Source organism: Bifidobacterium olomucense (assembly GCF_012932375.1).
GTDB lineage: Bacteria > Actinomycetota > Actinomycetes > Actinomycetales > Bifidobacteriaceae > Bifidobacterium > Bifidobacterium olomucense.
On the sequence record NZ_JAAIIG010000005.1, the window covers coordinates 102,310 to 123,166 of the forward strand.

At 59.3% G+C, this 20,857-nt stretch carries 15 protein-coding genes; 10 read left to right on the top strand and 5 right to left on the bottom strand.

Annotated elements, in window-relative coordinates; genetic code table 11:
* Window positions 1–242: 242 nt before the first annotated feature.
* The 7 genes from G1C97_RS06960 to G1C97_RS06990 all read left to right on the top strand — a co-directional run bounded on the left by G1C97_RS06960 (window position 243) and on the right by G1C97_RS06990 (window position 9,175).
* Window positions 243–1,034, top strand: coding sequence for an ABC transporter permease (locus G1C97_RS06960; RefSeq protein WP_100496899.1), 792 nt, complete (start codon window positions 243–245; stop codon window positions 1,032–1,034).
* On the top strand, window positions 1,034–2,410 hold the full coding sequence (locus G1C97_RS06965) for an ABC transporter ATP-binding protein (protein WP_169241156.1): 1,377 nt from the start codon (window positions 1,034–1,036) through the stop codon (window positions 2,408–2,410). Before G1C97_RS06960 ends, G1C97_RS06965 begins: the two co-directional genes overlap by 1 nt.
* A 102-nt stretch (window positions 2,411–2,512) precedes the next feature.
* Entirely contained in the window at window positions 2,513–4,510 is a 1,998-nt protein-coding gene (locus G1C97_RS06970; protein ID WP_169241157.1) for a glycosyltransferase, read from the top strand.
* 168 nt (window positions 4,511–4,678) lie between these two features.
* The gene (locus G1C97_RS06975; RefSeq protein WP_169241158.1) at window positions 4,679–5,923 is read left to right on the top strand and encodes a nucleotide sugar dehydrogenase; all 1,245 of its coding nucleotides are present in this window, start codon (window positions 4,679–4,681) and stop codon (window positions 5,921–5,923) included.
* A gap of 146 nt (window positions 5,924–6,069) precedes the next feature.
* Window positions 6,070–7,245 carry a UDP-galactopyranose mutase gene (gene glf / locus G1C97_RS06980; protein WP_169241159.1) on the top strand — a complete coding sequence of 392 codons (1,176 nt, stop codon included), beginning with the start codon at window positions 6,070–6,072 and terminating at the stop codon, window positions 7,243–7,245.
* 413 nt (window positions 7,246–7,658) lie between these two features.
* Window positions 7,659–8,348, top strand: coding sequence for a DUF4190 domain-containing protein (locus tag G1C97_RS06985; RefSeq protein ID WP_169241160.1), 690 nt, complete (start codon window positions 7,659–7,661; stop codon window positions 8,346–8,348).
* Between the two features lie 5 nt (window positions 8,349–8,353).
* The gene (locus G1C97_RS06990; protein ID WP_169241161.1) at window positions 8,354–9,175 is read left to right on the top strand and encodes a fumarylacetoacetate hydrolase family protein; all 822 of its coding nucleotides are present in this window, start codon (window positions 8,354–8,356) and stop codon (window positions 9,173–9,175) included.
* Between the two features lie 240 nt (window positions 9,176–9,415).
* Here the strand turns inward: G1C97_RS06990 and G1C97_RS06995 are convergent, their stop codons facing one another.
* Entirely contained in the window at window positions 9,416–10,345 is a 930-nt protein-coding gene (locus G1C97_RS06995) for an AEC family transporter (protein ID WP_169241162.1), read from the bottom strand.
* A gap of 539 nt (window positions 10,346–10,884) precedes the next feature.
* On the opposite strand from G1C97_RS06995, the gene clpB reads away from it, so the two are divergent.
* The 3 genes from clpB (at window position 10,885) to G1C97_RS07010 (ending at window position 16,377) form a co-directional block, all read left to right on the top strand.
* Entirely contained in the window at window positions 10,885–13,554 is a 2,670-nt protein-coding gene (gene clpB, locus G1C97_RS07000; protein WP_169241163.1) for an ATP-dependent chaperone ClpB, read from the top strand.
* A 452-nt stretch (window positions 13,555–14,006) separates the two neighbouring features.
* A complete protein-coding gene (locus tag G1C97_RS07005; RefSeq protein ID WP_169241164.1) occupies window positions 14,007–15,146 on the top strand; it encodes a glutamyl-Q tRNA(Asp) synthetase in 1,140 nt (379 codons plus the stop codon).
* Between the two features lie 124 nt (window positions 15,147–15,270).
* The gene (locus tag G1C97_RS07010) at window positions 15,271–16,377 is read left to right on the top strand and encodes a glycerophosphodiester phosphodiesterase family protein (protein WP_169241165.1); all 1,107 of its coding nucleotides are present in this window, start codon (window positions 15,271–15,273) and stop codon (window positions 16,375–16,377) included.
* Between the two features lie 282 nt (window positions 16,378–16,659).
* Here G1C97_RS07010 and rlmH read toward each other — a convergent pair whose 3' ends face one another.
* From rlmH to G1C97_RS07030, 4 genes are all read right to left on the bottom strand, one after another.
* Window positions 16,660–17,139: a 23S rRNA (pseudouridine(1915)-N(3))-methyltransferase RlmH gene (gene rlmH, locus G1C97_RS07015; RefSeq protein WP_169241166.1), complete on the bottom strand. Its 480-nt coding sequence runs from the start codon at window positions 17,137–17,139 to the stop codon at window positions 16,660–16,662.
* A 454-nt stretch (window positions 17,140–17,593) separates the two neighbouring features.
* Window positions 17,594–18,235 (bottom strand): uracil phosphoribosyltransferase, encoded by a 642-nt coding sequence (upp, locus tag G1C97_RS07020; protein WP_100497176.1) that lies wholly within the window; start codon window positions 18,233–18,235, stop codon window positions 17,594–17,596.
* A 141-nt stretch (window positions 18,236–18,376) separates the two neighbouring features.
* Complete coding sequence (locus G1C97_RS07025; protein ID WP_169241167.1) at window positions 18,377–19,831, bottom strand: ferric reductase-like transmembrane domain-containing protein; 1,455 nt, start codon at window positions 19,829–19,831, stop codon at window positions 18,377–18,379.
* A gap of 37 nt (window positions 19,832–19,868) precedes the next feature.
* Window positions 19,869–20,783: an FAD:protein FMN transferase gene (locus G1C97_RS07030; protein ID WP_169241168.1), complete on the bottom strand. Its 915-nt coding sequence runs from the start codon at window positions 20,781–20,783 to the stop codon at window positions 19,869–19,871.
* Between the last annotated feature and the right edge of the window lie 74 nt (window positions 20,784–20,857).

Sequence of the window (20,857 nt, forward strand, 5' to 3'; positions counted from 1 at the left end):
GTCCAGTCCCGGCATAAGGAGACGGAGGCCGCATTTGAGACAAGGCTTCCGTCTTCTTTTGTTTTTCTATGGCCAACTGACAACCGGTATATTTAAAGACTAAAGAACGGATACGCGCCGTTTCGTGAGGTGGCGATGTCGCCCATGTGCGTAGGCGGTGCAAGCATGATATCGACCGACTGATAGGATGTAGCGCCGTGAATACAGTGAAGAGACGAATACAGGACAGATATCGTTATGCGATGGTCGTCCTACGGGGACTGGTAAAGACCGACTTCAAACTCCGTTACCAAGGCTCGTTCCTCGGTGTCGCATGGTCGGTGCTCAAGCCATTGATGCTATTCGCTGTCATGTACGTGGTGTTTGCCAAGTTCCTGCGTATGTCCGATGGCACGCCCACTTATCCGGTGGTGCTGCTGCTTGGTATCTGCTCATGGAACTTCGTGGCTGAGGCCACCTCGATTGGATTGCGATCCATCGTCGATCGTGGCGACCTTTTGCGCAAGATTCACTTCCCCAACTATATTGTCGTCGTCTCCGCCACTATGGGGTCAATGATCAGTTTGGGCATCAATTACGTGGTGGTGCTCATCTTCGCTCTCTTCAACCGTGTACACTTCACCTGGCGTGTGATTCTCGTGCCGTTCAGTGTGCTGCAGTTGTGGATTCTCGCATTGGCGCTCGCCCTCATCTTCAGCACCATGTACGCCTACTTCCGCGACATAGCCCACATCTGGGAAGTGCTCCAGCAGATGATTTTCTACGGCATGCCGATTATCTACCCGCTCAGCTATGTGACTGACAAGGGCGGCATCTACGCCAAGCTGGCACGACTTGAGCTGCTGAACCCGATTGCACAGTCCATTCAGGACATCCGTCACAACTTCATCGCCCCGGAGACGCAACCTACCGTGTGGAATCAGTTCGGCTCCTGGTGGGTGCCGTTGATTCCGTTGGGACTGACCGTGGCGCTCATCTGGATAGGCGTGCACGTATTCCGCCAGAACAGCAGGAAATTCGCGGAGGTCATGTGATGAGCGAACAGACGAACCAGACGGCTGCATCCATCGTGGATCCGCGCCTCGCCAAGCATGAGTCGGGCGAACTGGCGTATACGGATACGCCCGTGGTGCTCAAAGTCGATCATGTGAACAAGTACTTCAAGCTGCCCACTGAGCAGGCCACCGGCCTCAAGCAGGCGTTCATCAACTGGACCAAGGGCATCAAGGGCTATAAGAAGCAGGAAGTGCTCAAGGACATCTCCTTCGAGGTGCATCAGGGCGAATTCTTCGGCATTGTGGGGCGTAACGGCGGCGGCAAATCCACCCTGCTCAAAATCATCTCCAAGATCTACTACCCGAACAAGGGCAGCGTATCCGTCACCGGCAAGCTGGTGCCGTTCATCGAGCTCGGCGTCGGCTTCAACCCGGAGTTGACCGGCCGTGAGAACGTGTATCTCAACGGCTGTCTGCTCGGCTTCACCCATGACGAAATCGACGCGATGTACGACGACATCGTTTCGTTCGCTGAGCTTGAAGAGTTCATGGATCAGAAGCTCAAGAACTACTCTTCCGGCATGCAGGTGCGTCTTGCGTTCTCGGTGGCCATCAAGGCACAGGGCGACATCCTCGTGCTCGACGAGGTGCTTGCCGTGGGTGATGAAGCGTTCCAGCGCAAGTGTGACAACTTCTTCCGTGAGGTGAGCAAAGACCCCACCAAGACCGTTATTCTGGTCACGCATGATATGGGATCGGTGAAGAAATACTGCACTCGCGCCATGATGATCAAGGACGGCGAAGTGGCGGTGATCGGCGATAAGGAGTCCGTGGCCGACCAGTACACCTTGGTGAACCTTGAAGCGGAGAAGAAGGACAACGAACGCAAAGCCAAGGAAGCCGTAGCCAAAGGCGAATATCCTGAAGGCCTCAACGAGCGTTGCCCGTTGCTGCGCACCTACGCCGTCTCCAAGCCGATACTCACCAGCGATGACGTATTCGAATTCGCCGTGGAATATCAGTATGACGAGCCGGGTGATTTCTACCTCGCCATCTCGATGAACGACATCCGTCGAGGCGGCATCACGTACGACACCGGAGCCAAGGTGTTCAAGATGAAGCAGCATGGGCACCACACGGTGCGGTTCCAAGTGCCGCTCACACTGTTCAACAGTGGCGAATTCAAGCTGTTCACCTCATTGCGTACGCCGAGCCCCACCAATCCCGATTTCACGGACATGGTGGCCGTGGCCACGGGCGACAATGCCTGCAGTTTCGTGATTCGCAACGACAAGGGCGATCCATACGCGCTGCTCAACCATGACTATATCCGCATCACGCCTGCCGACGGCGAGCAAAATGTGGAGATGCAGACCTTCTCCGACCCGTTCAGCGACAAGTTCCACAAAGAGTAGGTTTGGGGTTGCCGCGTATGGTACCTGAGCCGCAATTGCCGGCACGAGTGCTGAACGAATTCGCTCATGGTAGTTGGTAAGTATTGACCGTAAGGTGTTCTCATGTCTAAGTCACAGCAAGAGACGATCTGGCGAGTGGTGTTTCCCTCGGGAGATGTCGGATTAGACGAATCGTTCCGCATAGCCGCCGCTCCCATCTACGGGAGCGGGCGTGCCGGTGGTTCCTCAGTCGCCAACGAGATTCTCCACTCGTGGGTGAAGGATCGCACTGCTCTGGAGGTCCCGGCGGGTCATGTCTACTCGACCGGCAGCTATTACAATGCGTTCCCGGCCGCGTATTGGGCGCAATGGACGAACGTGCAAAACGTGACGTTGCGGATGCAGGTCAGCGGAGAAGCCGTGATCACCGTGCATCGTTCGGACAGCCGCGCGCAGGATCACGTCGTTTCGACAGTGGCGGTGACGCCGGAATCGTCGCCGGACACCGTTGAAGTCGCTGTACCGATCAGCGGTATGCATGAAGGCGGATGGCTGTGGTTCGAGGTTGCGGCAGTCGGCTCGACCCCGGTCGTACTGTCCGACGCCGTGTGGCTCGCCGACGTGCCGGCGAACCGCAATCTCACTGCATCGCTGGCAATCACCACGATGAACAAGCCCGAATGGTGCGTTCGCCAGTTCAACCTGCTTGCCAACATGGCGGATATGAACCTGATCGATGCCATCTACGTTGTGGATCAAGGCACCAAGCTGGTTACCGAGCAGGACGGATACGCTGAGGTCCAGTCGCGGCTCGGCGACAAGCTGCGTGTCATCCGTCAAGGCAACATCGGCGGTTCCGGCGGTTTCGCACGAGGTATGTATGAGGTCGAACAGCACAACGAAAGCGGTTACGCTTTGCTGTTGGACGACGACACGGTGCTGGAACCGGAATCTATCTCGCGTGCCATCGCATTCGCCAACCATTGTGCCAAGCCCACGCTGGTCGGCGGCAATATGCTGTTCTTGAGCGAGCCGACGCGCCTGTGCGCTTTGGCCGAGGTGTTCAACCGCAAACGCGTGTTCTGGACCACGGCCGAAGGTACGCCGAAGTTCGATGATCTGGCCGCCCGTCCGTTCTTGGAAACGCGGTACCTGCACAAGCGTACGGACGCCGACTACAACGCATGGTGGATGTGCCTGATCCCGGTCGAGACGATTCGCAAGGTCGGACTGTCTTATCCGTTCTTCATCAAGAATGATGACGTCGAATACGGCGTACGTGCGCAACAGGCCGGCTACCGAACCGTCACCGTGCCTGGCGTGTGCCTGTGGCATCAGTCCTTTGTAGACAAGGACGACATTCTTGACTGGCAAGCGTACTTCCACGTACGCAACAAACTCATCATGGGCCTGTTGTATTCCCGACTGCCGTGGGGCGGCGATCTGTTCCGTGAAATGATGCGCGCCTCCATGTCGGCCGCCGTGAAGATGCGTTACTCGGCAGTCACCTTGCATCAAATGGCGGTCAGCGATGTGTTGCAGGGGGCTGAGCACATCGGCGATATCCTCGAAACCAGACTGCCGGAGATTCGCGCGGCGCGTGCCGCTGAAGACGACACGCATACGGTGCCGTTCGATGAACTTCCGGACGAGCTTCTGGTCAAGAGCCGTGCTGAAGCGGAAAGCGCGGCGTCGAGCGGTGTCAAGGCGCTGCTCAATCAATTGCGTCCGCCGCGCCGCAATATGCACACCGTGATCGATGGTTACGTTGAACCCCAGCATGCATATTGGTATGCCGATGATGCCGAAGCAGGGCATGTGATTTCGCGACATGCTCCCGATGTCGAGCACGCGCTCGACGGGCTGGACATGGTCGCCAAGAACGCCAGCGAACATTGGCAGGTTATGGCGCGTATGGATTCCGCGGTGTTCGTCAATAAAGAAGCCAACACCGGCATACTGTTGTGGCGTCGGCCGCTTACCGCGTTCACGCGACTGGCCAAAGTCAGCGTGTTGTACGCTCGTCTCGCCTTCAACTGGCGTAAGTACCAGTCGGCGTATCGCAAGGAATTCGCCACGCTCGTCTCACCTTCGTGGTGGGAGCGGTATTTCCGCGGATGATTCGGATGATTCCGGTTCGGTGCTTTCCGTGACCCCGATATGCGGCTGATGTGCGTTTGATATTCGGCCCGCATGTCGGGGTCAAGCCGTTGAACGAGTCATCGTTGGTTTGGTAACGTGACTATATTGATACAGGTTAATTGAATTCTTGATGAAGGGAATGCGTCGATGAAGATTGCAGTTGCCGGAACAAGTTATGTCGGCCTATCCGTTGCACTGTTGCTCAGCCAGCATAATGAAGTGCATGCGTTGGATATTGTGCCGGAAAAAGTAGCGATGCTCAGCCAGGGCAAAAGCCCGATTGTGGATAAGGAGATCACCGCATTCCTTGAGGGTAATGCGTCCGGGGAGCGCCCGCTGAATTTCCATGCCACGCTGGATCCGGCGCAGGCATACACGGGTGCTGACTTTGCGATTGTCGCAACGCCCACCAACTATGACGAGCGGCGCAACTACTTCGACACCTCCAGCGTGGAGGCTGCCATCGCAGCGGTGCGTGAGCATGCACCGGAAGCGTGGATCGTCATCAAATCGACGATTCCGGTGGGGTACACCAGCCAGTTGCGTCAACGTTTGCATGATCATCGTATTCTCTTCAGCCCTGAGTTCCTGCGTGAAGGACGAGCGCTGTGGGACAATCTGCATCCGAGCCGTATCGTGGCGGGCGCTCCGCAGGATGATGAGGAAGCCGTACAGGCGGCCCGCAAGTTCGTGAGCCTGCTCGCCGACGGTGCCGATCCGCGGGAGAAAGACCGTGAGAATGCGGATGGTACCCGCGGCATTCCGGAATTGGTGGTGGGAACCACGGAGGCCGAGGCCATCAAGCTGTTCGCCAACACGTATCTGGCGTTGCGCGTCGCGTATTTCAACGAATTGGATACGTATGCCGAAGCTCGCGGTCTTGACGCCCGCGCCATCATCAACGGCGTATGCCTGGACCCGCGCATCGGACCGGGATACAACAACCCGTCGTTCGGATACGGCGGATATTGCCTGCCGAAGGACACCAAGCAGCTGCTTGCCAACTACGCCTCCGTGCCGCAGAACCTTATCGAGGCGATCGTGGACGCCAACCGGACCCGTAAGGATTTCGTGGCCGATGAGATTATCGAACGCGTGTGCGGCGTCGAAGAGCCGACGGTGGGCGTTTATCGTCTGACGATGAAGTCCGGATCCGACAACTTCCGCCAGTCCGCCATTCAGGACGTGATGAAGCGACTGCGTGGAGAGGGCCTCAATGTGTTGATTTATGAGCCCACATGGAACCAGCCGGAATTCCTCGGCAACGCGGTAACGCATGATTTGGTTGCGTTTAAAGACGCTGCCGATGTGATTGTGGCCAATCGTTGGAATGATGATTTGGCCGATGTACCCGAGAAGGTGTTCACTCGCGACTTGTTCAAGCGGGATTAGGGCTCGTTCACAGGATTCGGTTGCGTTGCCTAGGCTGAAAACGCACATCGGTCTTGTTCGGTAAAATAGGGCGAACATGATGTGTGTGGGCGGCCATGTCGCTCCATCATCGCGCAATACTTGTTCTTACAAGGAAGGTATATAACATGGCGGAAAACACGTACCCCGATTTGGTGGTTGTTGGTGCGGGTCTGTTTGGTTTGACGGTGGCGCAGCAGGCGGTGGAGCATGCGGGCGCGCGCGTGCATATCATCGATGTCCGTGATCATATCGGCGGCAACGCGTACTCGTATTTCGACGAGGAGACGGGCGCGGAGATCCACAAGTACGGCGCTCACCTGTTCCACACGTCCAACAGGCGTGTGTGGGAGTACGTGAACCGTTTCACGGAGTTCACGGGCTACGTGCACCGCGTGTACGCGACGCATGACGGCGTGGTCTACCCGCTGCCGATCAACCTGGGCACGATCAACCAGTTCTTCGGCGCGTCCTACACGCCGGACGAGGCGAGGAGGCTCATCGCCGGGCAGGCGGGCGAGCTGGCCGGCACGGATCCGGCCAACCTGAACGACAAGGGCATCCAGCTGATCGGCCGCCCGCTGTACGAGGCGTTCATCAAGAACTACACGGGCAAGCAGTGGCAGACGGATCCGGCGGACCTGCCGGCGGACATCATCAAGCGCCTGCCGGTGCGCTTCAACTACGACAACCGCTATTTCAAGGACACGTGGGAGGGTCTGCCGAAGGACGGCTACACCGCGTGGATGGAGCGCATGATCGACGACCCGCGCATCACGGTGTCGCTGAAGACCGACTTCTTCGACGAGTCGCAGCCGTACAACAGGAAGGCGCTGCTGGCCGCGGGCGTGCCGGTCGTGTACACGGGCCCGGTGGACCGCTACTTCGACTACGAGCTGGGCGACCTGAAGTGGCGCACGGTGGACTTCAAGGAGGTGCGCTACGACGAGGACGACCACTTCGGCTGCCCGGTGATGAACTATTCGGACGCGGACGTGCCGTACACGCGCGCGATCGAGTTCAAGAACTTCAACCCGGAGCGCTACGATTCGCAGAACCATGGGAAGACCGTGGTGTGGGAGGAGTACTCGCGGTTCGCGGAGCGTGGCGACGAGCCGTATTATCCGATCAACACGGATGCGGACAAGGCGTTGTACGCGAGGTATGCGGAGAAGGCTGCGGCCGAGCCGAAGGTCGTGTTCGGTGGTCGTCTGGGTACGTACAAGTATTACGACATGCATAACGTGATCGATACGGCTCTGACCGCGTACGAGGAGCAGGTCGCGCCCCTGCTCGCCAAGTGACCGGTGAGTCAGCCGACGCATGCTGATTACCGTCGCATGCCGCACTCCCTTGCCGGGAATCCTGCCGGGAATTAAGGGCTGACGGCTGGTGAAAGAAGGCTTGAGGACGCGATGATCGCACTGGCGCTGGAACAAGGCGCCGAAGCGGTCGATGCGTCATCAAGCCTTCTTTGATTATGCGGGGTTTGATGGGCCTATTGTGTTGCGGTCTGCTGTGTGCGTGTGTTGCGGTCTGCTGTGTGCGGTGCTTGCGCGATAGGTTGCCGCAGAAGTCGGGCGTGTGCGGGGTGGCGCGGGTACCATGGAGGTAGCGCACAGTGTAGCGCGTGCGTAGAAGGGGCGCGTCTTCTCATCAGAGGCATGCAAGGCGCGTGCAGGCGCGTGTAAGACGCGACACAATCAAAGGAGCGATAATGTCCGACTCGCCAACCACTCCGAATATCAATCCGAACCCTGTCCCGGGCTCTACTGCGAATGAAGAGCCGAATACGTCCCTCAATGTCGGTGAGGGTGCCGTGCCGCCGGCTCCAGAACCTCCCACGTACCCAGGCGGGGGTGCCGTGCCGCCGCAGACGCCGTATGGCCAGCCGCAATACAATGCGGCCGGAGCGCCAGCGTACGGCCAGACGGCGTACGGCCAGCCATACCCCGGGTATGCAGGTCAGCAACCGTACGGCGCATCCGGCTACGGTCCGGCGTACGGTGCAGGAGCGCCGCCTTACAGCCCGGCGTACGGCGCCTACAGCAACGCCAATCAGTACAACGGACTGGCCATTGCCGGTTTCGTATGTTCGTTCCTGTTCTCGATCGTGGGTCTGGTGCTGAGCATCATCGGCCTGAACCAGATCAAAAAGCAGGGCGGCAAAGGGCGAGGTTTGGCCATTGCCGGCATCGTAATCAGCATCATCAATACGGTGCTGGGCATCATCATTACCATTGCGATCATCGGCGGATCGATGTACGCCGTCAACGAAATGGTTAACGAAATGGATCGCGGCGGGCAGTACGACTATTCCTACAGTTGGGATGACGATACGGACGACATGTACACCAACCTGACGAATGGTTTGGATGCCCTGCCGGAGCATGTCGTAGTAGGCTGAGAGCTATGAGACTTGCACGTTTTTCTATGAATGATGCGCCGCGCTACGCCTTCGTGCAGAAGGACCCGTCCGACGGCAAAGACTATCTCATCGAACTCAACGGTCACCCGCTGGCCGGCGATCAGGTCGAGCCCACCGGCAATCGATATCCGGTTGATGGCGACGGCATTCGTCTGCTCGCCCCGGTCATTCCCTCCAAGGTCTACGGTCTGGCCAAGAACTATGAGGCCCATGCTCAGTTCATGCACGAGGCCGGCCACTCCGAGATCGCGCATGCGCCGGAGAACATGGTGATCTTCACCAAGCCGTCCACCTCGGTGATCGGTCCGGACGATCCGATCGTGTACCCGGCCTGCTCCAAAGACATGAACTTCGAGCCGGAAGTGGCCGTGGTGATGGGTCGCATCGCCAAGAACGTGCCGGTGGAGAAGGCCATGGACTATGTGCTCGGCTTCACCTGCGTGAACGATGTGACGCTGCGCGATCTGCAGGGACTCGACCCCACGTGGACCCGTGCCAAGGGCTTCGACACCTCCTGCCCGCTTGGCCCGTGGATTGTGATGCGCGACGACTTGGACTGGCGCGACGCGAAGATCTCCTTCACGCTGAACGGTGAGGATGTGCCGATGGCGTCCGGCACCACCGCGAACCTCATTCACGGCATTCCGGAGCAGATCGCCGCGATCTCCTCGTTCTCCACCCTGCTGCCGGGCGATGTGATCATGACCGGCACGCCGAACGCCTCCGGCCACCTCGATCCGGGCGATGAGACCATCGTGCATGTGGAGGGCATCGGCGACCTGCGCAACGTGATCGTGCGCGCCTAGCGGTCTGATCGGGAGTCATCGTTTATACGGTGACTCGTCATGAATCGTCATTATGTATGCGGCTCGACGGAGTGCGCGCATGCATAATGACGATTTTGCGTTTCTGGCCTTCATTATTGGCCCTCACTAAGTACGCGGCTCGACGAACACGTCGCAGACATAGTGAGGATTCGAGTGGAAACAATGAAGGGACGCTGTTCTCCGGTGATTCCAATGGCTCCGGTGGTTGTGAAACCGCGCTCACGCACCCGGCAGCAGGGCATGCAGCACGGTCATCACCACCAGCGAGATGATCGCCGTCACGGTCAGGGAGAATCCGGCGAGCTTGGCATTGCCGGTGAGCGAGTCGGTGAACTTGGTGGAGAAAATCGTGATCGGGGCGAAAGCGCCCAGCACGATGATCTCCCTGATGCGCATATCGAACGGCAGCAGGAACCACGCCGCCACTGCAATAATCACGCCAAACACCGCGCGCCAGCCAATCACCTTCAACAGCTCCAAGCGGTCCTTGCGATTGTCTGGAATCTCCATCATCAGGCCGATCATGGCCATGGCGCAGAAGGCGTTTGCATTGGCGAACGGGGTGATCAGCGTCACGATGGGCTGCGGAATCGTGATGTGCAGGAACATGAATACCAGCATCAGCATGTAAATGTCGAACGAAATCGACCCCAGAAAATCATGGGCGATGTTCCTCAGACGCAAGCTCAGCGGCAGTGACTTGAAGTTGTCATCCATTTTGAGCAACGTGCGCGTAATGGTGAGTGATCCGGCTGTGGCCACAGTGGCGTTGCCGATGTCCAGCATGATGATGGGCAGTCCGGCCGATGCGCCCATGAAGGTTTGCACCACCGGCAAGCAGAATGCACCGAGGTTGAGGCCTGAAGCGTTGAGCATCTGGAAGGCGCGGTAGTTGCGCTCGTCGCCGCGCGAACCGAAATATACGATAAACAGTGGAATTGCACAGGCGAAGAAGCCGAACAGCACGATCCACAGCATGCGCATGTCGTGCTTGTTGGTGGCGAACGAAAGGATGATGGCGCAGGGGAGCGTCAGATTGAACACCAGTCCTTGAGCGACCTTGTAATCACGCTCGCCGAAGATGTGCAGGTGTTTGAGCGCGTAGGGCGCGATAATGGCGAGCAGCAGTGCGCCGGATTGGAAAATCATGTTCTTCTCTTAATTCCACCAATTCTCACAGTCGCGCACTCCGCAGTGTGATGGGGCGGAAAGCGCGAGAAGCAAACCATGCGAAAGTATAGGATAGGGGCACTAGTTCATGGTTGCGCGTAACGGTGCGCAATGTGGCGCGCTTTACGTACTTTTCGTGCGATTCGTGCGCGTCGTGTGGTTGTGGGATGCGCTTTGAGCACTTTTCGCGCGATTCGTGCGCAAATGGGCTTCGTGTGGCGCGATTTGCGTACTTTTCGCGCGAAAAGTGTGTGGGGAGGGGAGAGGGGCGGAGATGCGTGCGACAGGGGGTGTGAAACTTGAGTCACCTTCACTCAAGTTTTGGGAATAGAATGGTCTTTAGGTCGGTTGAACGAATCAGAACATGACACGAATGCCTGCTTGCGGGTACGGCGTGACATGCGGGAACGCGGGTTTGGGTTGCGCAAACTCATGAGTTGTGCGACCGATTTCCGCGAGCCGCGTGCGCAGCAGCCGCTCGTCGGCAGACATACAAGAAGACTTTGGAGGAACACATCATGGAACAGAAGTTCACCACCATGGCCCAAGAGGCCGTCGGCGACGCGATTCAGAGTGCGTCCGCCGCTGGAAACGCTCAGGTCGAGACCCTGCATGTGATGGATGCGCTGCTGCGTCAGGAAAACGGCGTGGTGCGCTCGCTGATTGAAGCCGCAGGTGGCAATGCGCAAGCCATCGGTGCCGCCGTGCGCAACGCGCTGGTTGGGCTGCCGAGCGCATCCGGCTCCACGACCTCGCAGCCGCAGGCCAGCCGCCAGCTGACCGCCGCCATCGCCCAGGCCGAGAAGGAAATGCAACAGATGGGCGACGAATACGTCTCCACCGAGCACCTGCTCATCGGCATCGCGGCCAGCAAGCCGAACCAGTCGGCTGAAATCCTGGAGAAGAACGGCGTTACCGCAGCGTCCCTGCGCAAGGCAGTCCCCGGCGTGCGCGGTGGCGCGAAAGTCACCAGCCCGGATGCGGAAGGATCGTACAAGGCTCTGGAGAAGTACTCCACCGACCTGACCGCCGCCGCCAAGGAAGGCAAGCTTGACCCGGTGATCGGCCGTGATCAGGAGATTCGTCGTGTGATTCAGATTCTCTCCCGTCGTACCAAGAACAACCCGGTGCTGATCGGCGAGCCTGGCGTCGGCAAGACCGCAGTCGTCGAAGGTCTGGCCCAGCGTATCGTGGCCGGCGATGTGCCGACTACGTTGCAGGGCAAGAAACTGATTTCGCTTGACTTGGGTTCGATGGTGGCCGGCTCCAAGTACCGTGGCGAATTCGAGGAGCGCTTGAAGGCCGTGCTCAACGAAATCAAGAACGCCAACGGACAGATCATCACGTTCATCGATGAGATTCACACCATCGTGGGCGCGGGTGCCGCCGAGGGTTCGATGGATGCCGGCAACATGCTCAAGCCTATGCTGGCCCGCGGCGAACTGCGCCTGATCGGCGCGACCACGCTGGACGAGTACCGCGAGAACATCGAGAAGGATCCGGCGCTGGAGCGTCGTTTCCAGCAGGTGTACGTGGGTGAGCCGTCCGTGGAGGATACGATCGCCATTCTGCGTGGTCTGAAGCAGCGTTACGAGGCGCACCATAAGGTCACGATCGGTGATGACGCGCTGGTCGCCGCCGCAACGCTGTCCAACCGGTACATTTCCGGACGCCAGCTGCCTGATAAGGCCATCGATCTGGTGGATGAGGCCGCAGCGCACCTTCGCATGGAGCTTGATTCCTCCCCGGAGGAGATTGATGAGCTTCAGCGCAAGGTGACCCGCCTTGAGATGGAGGAAATGCAGCTCAAGAAGGCTGAGGATCCGGCATCCAAGGAACGCTTGGGCAAGCTGCAGGCCGAACTCGCGGATACCCGTGAGAAGCTCAGCGGCCTCAAGGCGCGTTGGGATGCGGAACAGGCCGGTCATAACAAGGTCGGTGATCTGCGTGCCAAGCTCGACGACCTGCGTGTGCAGGCGGATAAGTTCACCCGTGAGGGCAACTTGGCCGAAGCCTCCAAGATTCTCTATGGTGAGATTCCTTCAATCCAGAAGGAGCTCGCCGCCGCCGAGAACGCGGACGCCGAGTCCAAGGACGCGGGGTCGTCTGATCCGGCTCAGGAACCGATGGTTCCGGACCGCGTGGACGCCGACTCCGTGGCTGAGATCGTGTCCGACTGGACTGGCATCCCTGTGGGCCGTCTGATGCAGGGCGAAAACGAGAAGCTCCTGCATATGGAGGACTACCTCGGCAAGCGCGTGATCGGGCAGAAGGAAGCCATTGCCGCTGTGTCCGATGCGGTGCGTCGTTCGCGTGCCGGCATCTCCGATCCGAACCGCCCGACCGGTTCGTTCCTGTTCCTCGGCCCCACCGGCGTGGGCAAGACCGAGCTGGCCAAGGCGCTTGCGGACTTCCTGTTCGACGATGAGAAGGCCATGGTGCGTATCGACATGTCCGAGTACATGGAGAAGGCGTCCGTATCTCGTCTGATCGGCGCGGCTCCGGGCTATGTGGGCTACGAGCAGGGCGGTCAGCTGACCGAGGCCGTGCGCCGTCGTCCGTATTCCGTGGTGCTGTTCGACGAGGTCGAGAAGGCCAACCCGGAAATCTTCGACGTGCTGCTGCAGGTGCTTGATGACGGTCGTCTGACCGACGGTCAAGGCAGAACCGTGGACTTCAAGAACACGATCCTGATCATGACCTCCAACCTTGGCTCGCAGTTCTTGGTGAATGAAGACATGGACGCGGACGCCAAGAAGAAGGCCGTGATGGACGCGGTCCACATGAACTTCAAGCCCGAGTTCCTGAACCGTCTGGACGATATCGTCATGTTCCACCCGCTTACGCGCGAGGAGCTGGGCGGTATCGTGGACATTCAAGTCAAGGGTGTGGCCCAGCGTCTGACGGATCGCCGCATCACGCTCGACGTGACCGATTCGGCTCGCGAGTGGCTGGCCAACACCGGCTACGATCCGGCCTACGGTGCTCGTCCGCTGCGCCGCTTGGTTCAGACCGAGGTTGGCGACCAGCTGGCGCGTATGCTGCTTGCCGGCAAGGTCCACGACGGCGACACCGTGCTGGTGGATCACACGGGTGGCGAGCATCTGGAGCTCTCCGCTTGGGCGAGCGACCAGATCATCGGCGACGACCCGGATGTGAACGTGGACGACGTTACGGCCGACAAGTGACGGTGATGGCACCGGTCCGATTGATGCTGGTAGTGGCATGATTGCCCCTGCCCCACGTCATCCGGATTGTTGCAAATGGTGGTTGCGGATTCCCGCAGCCACCATTTTTGTTGCCGGATATGCTATCTCGATACGGTATCTCGCTTACAAGGGGCTGATTTCCGGACAGTGGGAGATCTATCTGCCTTACAGGGGGCTGCTAGTCAAGTACATAGGCCCATAAAACGGCGTAACGGCGTTGGCATATAGGGCCGAATATGGGTGTTATCGTTCCGCGGCAGCCCCCTGTAACGCAGATAGATGTTCCGCAAGCCCCCAAATCAGCCCCTTGTAAGCGAGATAGCCGACAAAACGTTTGCGGCCGAGGGACGCGGACGGCAATACAGGTCGGGTACATGTCGGTGAATACTGTGTCAGGAAGCTGCGAATATTGCATACACGAAGGGAAAGCCATGACCGGACGATTCGCGCCTACGCCGTCAGGACGTATGCATATCGGCAATGTCTACGCCATGCTGGGGGCGTGGCTGTCCGCGCGCGCTCGCGGAGAACGTATGCTGTTGCGCATCGAAGACGTGGACAAGCCGCGCGTTATTGCCGGTGCCGACCAGCTCATGATGGACGACCTGCGTTGGCTGGGGCTCGATTGGGATAACGAATCTTCGCCGATGTACCAATCTCGGCGTACCGAGCGCTATGAATACGCCATGGACTGCTTGCGTGGCGTGCTGTATCCCTGCTTCTGCTCGCGGGCGGATCTCCGCGCCGCGTCGGCACCGAACGAGGGCGACGGTTTCATGGTGTACCCCGGCACATGCCGCCGACTGCTGCGCAACCATCCCGATGAGGTCCGTGCGCGACTGGCTCGCGGCGATCGGCATTCCATCCGTATAGCCATGCCCGAAAGCGGAGAGCTGCCGAATGGGCGTGTGGCGTTTGATCAGGGCACCGTTGAAACGCCTGGCGCCGCACAAGCCGCGGGAAAACCTGATGAACAAGCCGGGAGTCCGCTTGATGAAGGAATTGCTGGAACCGTCGCTTATTTCAACGACCGCATCTATGGGCCACAACGCTACGATTTGCCGCGCGAGGTGGGAGATTCAGTAATTCGCCGGGCCGATGGGTTGTTCGGCTACCAGCTGGTCGTTGTTGTGGACGATCTGGATATGGGAGTGGACGACATCGTACGCGGCCGAGACCTGTTGCGCTCCACTGCTTTGCAAATGTGGATTCGTCACTGCCTCCTCGCCGGCGGTTTTCAGCCAGAATACGGAGGCACGGCCGCCCATCAGCAATCGCCAGCTCACCCCGCCTATGCGCATCTGCCGCTTATCGACAACGCGGCCGGACGACGCTTGGCCAAGCGTGAGCGCTCGCTGGACATGGGAGCGTTGCGCGCGCGGGGCGTCTGCCCGGAGCAAATCATCGGATACTGCGCATGGCTGCTGCGTCTCCGGACGACTCCCGAACCGTGCCGCGCCGCCGACCTTGTTGCCGACTTCAGTTGGGAACCACTTGCCGCCAACCATAACGACCGCATACTCGACCCGTCTGATCCGCTCACCCCACAGTGGCTCGCTGAAGCGCTGTGAGCGCGGTAAGCCGTGAGCGGCGAAGACAATCGGCCAGGCGAATTCACTGAACATTCATGGGACGACACTCCCCGTGAACAGTCGAGCGGCGGTAATCTGATACCACCGCAACGGAAGGATCGTAATGTCGAAATTCTTGAGGAATGCGGCGCTCGCCGGCGTAGTTGCCGCAGGTGCTGCCGTATGGGCCGTCGCCCCGCGTACGTTCAACGATAAGCGTCGTAATTTTGTGCCCTCCATCTCCGACGTCTGGTATGCCCACCGTGGTTTGCATGACGCCGGCTCGGGTTTGGTAGGAGTCGATGACGTAGCGGATTACGAGGGAGATAATCCGGTCAGCGCACAGGCGGACATGACGTATGAGTCGATGTCTGAAAGCAAGGAATATGTGGCGCTCGCGCGGCAGATGGCACTGAAGGCCGGCTATGGTTCGGCTGATGTGGATGGTCCGCTGGCCCCGGAGAACTCGCTGGCCGCGTTCGCCGCCGCCTGTGAGGCCGGCTATGGTATCGAACTTGATTTGCAACTGACTCTTGACGGGCAGGTCGTGGTCGTGCATGATGCCGATTTGCTGCGCGTTGCCGGCGATCCGCGTCGCGTCGAGGATTTGACCTATGACGAGTTGACCCGTATCCCGCTGTTCCCGGGCGGCAAATCCGGCGATCTCAGGGCCAAGCCGCTGCCGGGTGCCGAAGCGCAGCCGCCGCTGGTCGTCACGCCGTCCGCTGCTCCTGAAGGGTACTACCAGCATGTGCCGCTGTTCTCCGATGTGCTTGCGGTGGTGGCAGGCCGCGCGCCGCTGATCGTGGAATACAAATTCAGCAACAATCACATTTGGGGCGCGCGCGAGCAGGAGCTGATGGAGAAGGGGCATGCGCTGTTGGCCGAGTACGACGGCGCATACGTTATCGAATCGTTCCATCCGGGTGCGGTGAACTGGTACAAGGATCACCATCCTGAAGTGTGCCGTGGCCAGCTGGGCTGGCCGGCGAAGCTGGCGCAGAACGGTCCGGCGGAATGGGGTGCCGGTCTGCTGACCTTCGACTGGCTGTCGCGCCCGGATTTTGTGGCGTACGACTGGACGGGCGGCTCGTTGCCGCAGGTTCGTTTGGCTCGTTCGATGGGTGCCACCGCGGTTTCCTGGACGGTGCGCAGCTCCGATGAGCTTGCCCGCTGCGACCGCTATTTCGACCGTCATATTTTTGAGGCGTTCGTGCCCGACGCGCAGTAACTGAGCTGCGGTGCGGTTCCCTGTTCCCCGCCCACCCAACCGTCATGCCGGGGTGGGCGGGGAGACTCCACGGTGTGGTAAATCTCCCACCACGCAGTAATGGAAAATGGCGGTATGGCCACCACAATGGCGGCATATCGCGGATGTGCCGCGGATGTGCAATGCGATGTGCAATGCCACACCGTGGGGGATTTACCATACCGTGCGGTAATTACCGCACCGCGGGTGCATCGATGCGGCGGGGATAGTGATGGGTTGTGCCGCTTGCCGCCTCTTTGCGGCTCACTTGTGATACGGCTCGCCGGCGTTGATTTTGTAGGCACGGTAGATCTGTTCCAACAGAATCACGCGCATAAGCTGATGCGGGAAGGTCATTTTCGAGAAGCTCAACTTGAAGTCGGCCCGTCGCAGAATCGCATCGTCAAGGCCGATCGATCCGCCGATCACCAGCTGGATATGGCTGGTGCCGCGCAACCCCAGATCGTCGATTTTCGCGGCCAGTTCCTCGCTGGAAAGTTGCTTGCCATCGATCGCCAGCGCAATCACATAGGCGTTGTCGCGCAGATGTTTGGCGATGCGCTCGCCTTCCTTGGTTTTGATCTGCCGCTCCACGCCCTCGGAAGCGCGGTCCGGAGTCTTTTCGTCGGCCACTTCGATGATGTTGAGTTTGCAGTAGCGGGACAGTCGTTTGGAATACTCGTCGATGGCGTCGCGCAGGTACCGTTCTTTCACGCGCCCCGGCGCAATAATGTCAATTTGCATGGTGAATCAGTTCATCGTTATCAAAAAGATGATCAGGGGTAAGGGAGATGCCGTATCTGTTGCCGTAGCGTACGTTTTTCCAGACTAAAAACACTGTCGTCTGGAGGAACGTACGCTGAGACACAGTCAGCGTACGTTCCTCCAGATAAAGCAGAAATACATCTGGAAAAACGTACGCTGACGATTGGGGCGTTTCTATACGGAGCTGATACGCTACATCAATCAATTATGTAGCGGAATTGACTGATGTGTGCGGAAGGCCGACGTTCGAAGCCGAAGGCGCACGTCAGTTCTCATACACGCCAGTTCCAGTAACTGAGGAATTGATTAACGCGTGTGGCACGTATTCAACCTATTCCTCTGCGGAATCGACTGATGTGTGCGGAGACCGACGTTCGAAGCCGAAGACGCACTAAGGTGCGTCGAGTGCTGAGGAAAGTCGGTATACGCTCCATCAGTCGATGACGCCGTAGAGGCGGTCGCCGGCGTCGCCCAATCCCGGCACGATGTAGCACTTGTCGTTGAGCTTCTCATCGACCGCGCACACCACGACCTTGAAGTCGATGGACGGGTCGATATGCTCCTCGACAAACTTGATGCCTTCCGGGGCGGCGATGATGCACACGGCCGTAACGTCCTTGGCTCCGCGCTCGGCAAGGTAATGGGTGGCGGCGACCAGAGTGCCGCCGGTGGCGAGCATCGGGTCGATGAGGAAGCACTGGCGGCCGGTGAGGTCGTCCGGCAGACGATTCGCATAGGTGATCTGCTGGGTCGGGTGCTCCTCGTCGCGCTTCATGCCGAGGAAGCCGACTTCGGCGGAGGGGATCATCTTGGTCATACCGTCAAGCATGCCCAGTCCGGCACGCAGCACCGGCACGATGATTGGACGAGGCTCGGCGATGTGCTTGCCGATCATCGGTGCGACCGGGGTTTCGATGGGCTTGTCCACCACGTCGAGATTGCGGGTGGCTTCGTAGGCCTCCAGCATGACCAGTTCGGAGACGAGCTCACGGAAGGTGGCGGAGGAGGTGTTCTTGTCGCGCAGCACGGTGAGCTTGTGCTCGACCAGCGGGTGATTCAATACGTGAAGTTCCATGCTTCCTAAGCGTAGTCCATGATTGCCGACCCGCCGAATCAGCATAGCGTCTTATCGCTCGACGGTAGGGCAAGGGTCGTATGCCATTGGGTTCGTGCGAAAAGCGCACGCCATATTCGTACGAAACGATCTTGTTATCCGTTACATCGAGAACGGTTCGTAATAGATGTCATCCGCGGCCACGCCATGCCCGCGCAGGATGTCGCGCACGGCTTCCATCATCGGCTGGGGGCCGGCAATGAGGTAAGCGGCACCCGGACGAATCATCGATGTGATTGCAGCCGCATCGGCTCGTCCAGTTTGCAGGCGAACGCGTGTGGCTGGTGTGGTGCGTCCGAACTGCTCCAGTTCGTTGCGATAGATAAAGTCGCGGTCGGAACGAACGGTATACAGGAAATCGACCGGGCGATTGCCGTCCGCATAGGCGGAGAGCGCGCCGAGCAACGGTGTGATGCCGATGCCGCCGCCGATCAGTACCAAAGGCGTACGTGATTCGGGGGTGCCGGAGCCGTGGCCCTGTTGAACTGACGTTCGGCTGATGCCGGCCGTATGACTGTCGTGTTCCCGGATGAATTCGGCATAACGGCCGTACGGCGGCACGATGCGCACGACGTCGCCGGGTTTGAGCGAAGCGATACGTGAGGTGAAGTCGCCGTCCGCACGAATGGCGAACGCCATGGTGGGTGAGTCAGGATGCGGCAGGGTGACGGTGGTGTCCGCTGTGGAGATGGTATGTACCGAAGTGTTGATGCCGGCCGAAGTGCCGGCGAATGCAACGCTGCCGGACGCGGGGTAGGAATTCGTCAGCGAGAACGGGTGGAACTCGTGCATGCCATGCTTGTCAGGGAATGCGATAAACGCGAAATCGCCGGGATTCCAGCGAATCTGAGCGTTGTCGCGTCCGTCGAGCGTTACGCGCAGCTCGATCACACGATCGGCGAGAGGACGCACTGAAACCACGCGGCCGCGCCATGCGAAGGCTCGACGGTTCACCGAGCTCCACAGGTAGTAGGCGAAAACGGCGATTGTGGCAGCGTCAAACAAGAGGATGAACGGCTTGATGGATGCGATGTAGTCGATGACATGCACATGAACCACAATCAACACGATTGCCACGATGTTGAGCCGATGCAGCCATACGCTCATTTCATGGCGGAACACTCGCTCCAGTGCGCGCTTGATCGTGGCCAACACGGGTACGCGAGCGGTGAGCCATCCGGCCATGAACACCAATGACCACACTGCAACCGCAGTGAACAGGTAGAGGCCGGCGTGTCCGGTCAGACCGATCAGCGCGCCAGCGCCGGGCAACAGGGCTTGGTGGAAGAACGCAAGTGCGATGGCCAGTATGGCCAGGACGCCGTGAATCATGTACATGTGGGGCAGACCCACCGTGCGGTCCACCCAGCGCGGCCGGCAAGCCAAATACACGGCGGCCAGCATCCAGGTGTAAGCCACAACACCTAGCTCGGCGCCGAACAATGTGTAGGAGTACAGTGCGGGGAATCCGGTCGACAATGCGACCAGGAACGGCAGGGGGATGACGAACAGCGCTACTGCCCAAGCCAGGGTGATATTGGATGTGAAACGTTTCATAAGTGATTCCTGAATTCCTGATGATTCTTGATGATTCTTATGAGCGATCGGGCTGTCGATGGGTCGATGGGGACGTCGAGCGCCCCGGCTTCAGTTCGCTGACCGTGCCATCGGCACGGACGAACACGGCCATGAGATCGGCCTGAGCGGCAGGGTTCGCGGCCACGAGTTCGCGGAACGTCCGCTCTCCAGCGCTGATGGCGGTGGTGGCCCACATATCCGCGAACGTGAGATGATCGCCGATAACCGTGGCTTGGGTGAGGTCATATGTGCTGCGAGTGATGTGTTCGCCGCGTTGACTGGTGCCGGAGGTGGCGATGCCGCCATTGCGCATGGTGACTGTGCGTACGGTGCCGTGCGGGTTGCTGGGATCCTGCACGCCGATGTTCCACGTGAAATCACTGGTATCGGCCACAGCGGTCTGGATGTCTCCGCCGCCGCCCAGTGCCGCTGCATCGCATTGGCCCGACTTGATGAGAGGCATCAGGAACTGTTCGTGCGCACGTTCGACAGCCCAGCCTTTGACGATGCCGGTCGGATCGTATGCGCCGACGTGCATCGGATCGAAATGACCATGAGTGAGCTGCTTGGCCTGTTCCGTAAGGGCATAGACTTCAGCAAACGCCGACTGTGTGCGTCGGGTGCCATCGGGCGCGAGGGTGATCCCAGTGCGCCGTGACGGCAGTTGGCCTTGAGCGGCGGATTGCGGCAGATGACGGTCCGACGCATCGGCGAGCAGGGGCGACCAGTCGCCGTGGCGGGCCGCCGTGACCTGTGAGTCACTGCGGAAGGGAGAGAAGGTGGCATCGACCTGCCTCAGAAAGTCGGCGATGCGGGGCGTCACCGTGTCGATGAGAGTGGCAAGCTGTGCGGCGCTCGCGGTGTCGCTTGCCAGTTGGATCGTGAAAGGAATGGTCATCGCATGGATGACCCGGGCTTGAATGACTGTCATGAGTGGATCTGCTGAATCGGAGTTGAGCTGTGTAGGCGGCGTAGGCCGCGGATTTGCATGATCGTAAACTGGCG

Excerpts from the sequence above, each read along its gene's own strand:
- G1C97_RS06960 (WP_100496899.1), top strand. The coding sequence starts at position 243 with ATGGTCGTCCTACGGGGACTGGTAAAGACCGACTTCAAACTCCGTTAC.
- G1C97_RS06965 (WP_169241156.1), top strand. The coding sequence starts at position 1,034 with ATGAGCGAACAGACGAACCAGACGGCTGCATCCATCGTGGATCCGCGC.
- G1C97_RS06970 (WP_169241157.1), top strand. The coding sequence starts at position 2,513 with ATGTCTAAGTCACAGCAAGAGACGATCTGGCGAGTGGTGTTTCCCTCG.
- G1C97_RS06975 (WP_169241158.1), top strand. The coding sequence starts at position 4,679 with ATGAAGATTGCAGTTGCCGGAACAAGTTATGTCGGCCTATCCGTTGCA.
- glf (WP_169241159.1), top strand. The coding sequence starts at position 6,070 with ATGGCGGAAAACACGTACCCCGATTTGGTGGTTGTTGGTGCGGGTCTG.
- G1C97_RS06985 (WP_169241160.1), top strand. The coding sequence starts at position 7,659 with ATGTCCGACTCGCCAACCACTCCGAATATCAATCCGAACCCTGTCCCG.
- G1C97_RS06990 (WP_169241161.1), top strand. The coding sequence starts at position 8,354 with ATGAGACTTGCACGTTTTTCTATGAATGATGCGCCGCGCTACGCCTTC.
- G1C97_RS06995 (WP_169241162.1), bottom strand. The coding sequence starts at position 10,345 with ATGATTTTCCAATCCGGCGCACTGCTGCTCGCCATTATCGCGCCCTAC.
- clpB (WP_169241163.1), top strand. The coding sequence starts at position 10,885 with ATGGAACAGAAGTTCACCACCATGGCCCAAGAGGCCGTCGGCGACGCG.
- G1C97_RS07005 (WP_169241164.1), top strand. The coding sequence starts at position 14,007 with ATGACCGGACGATTCGCGCCTACGCCGTCAGGACGTATGCATATCGGC.
- G1C97_RS07010 (WP_169241165.1), top strand. The coding sequence starts at position 15,271 with ATGTCGAAATTCTTGAGGAATGCGGCGCTCGCCGGCGTAGTTGCCGCA.
- rlmH (WP_169241166.1), bottom strand. The coding sequence starts at position 17,139 with ATGCAAATTGACATTATTGCGCCGGGGCGCGTGAAAGAACGGTACCTG.
- upp (WP_100497176.1), bottom strand. The coding sequence starts at position 18,235 with ATGGAACTTCACGTATTGAATCACCCGCTGGTCGAGCACAAGCTCACC.
- G1C97_RS07025 (WP_169241167.1), bottom strand. The coding sequence starts at position 19,831 with ATGAAACGTTTCACATCCAATATCACCCTGGCTTGGGCAGTAGCGCTG.
- G1C97_RS07030 (WP_169241168.1), bottom strand. The coding sequence starts at position 20,783 with ATGACAGTCATTCAAGCCCGGGTCATCCATGCGATGACCATTCCTTTC.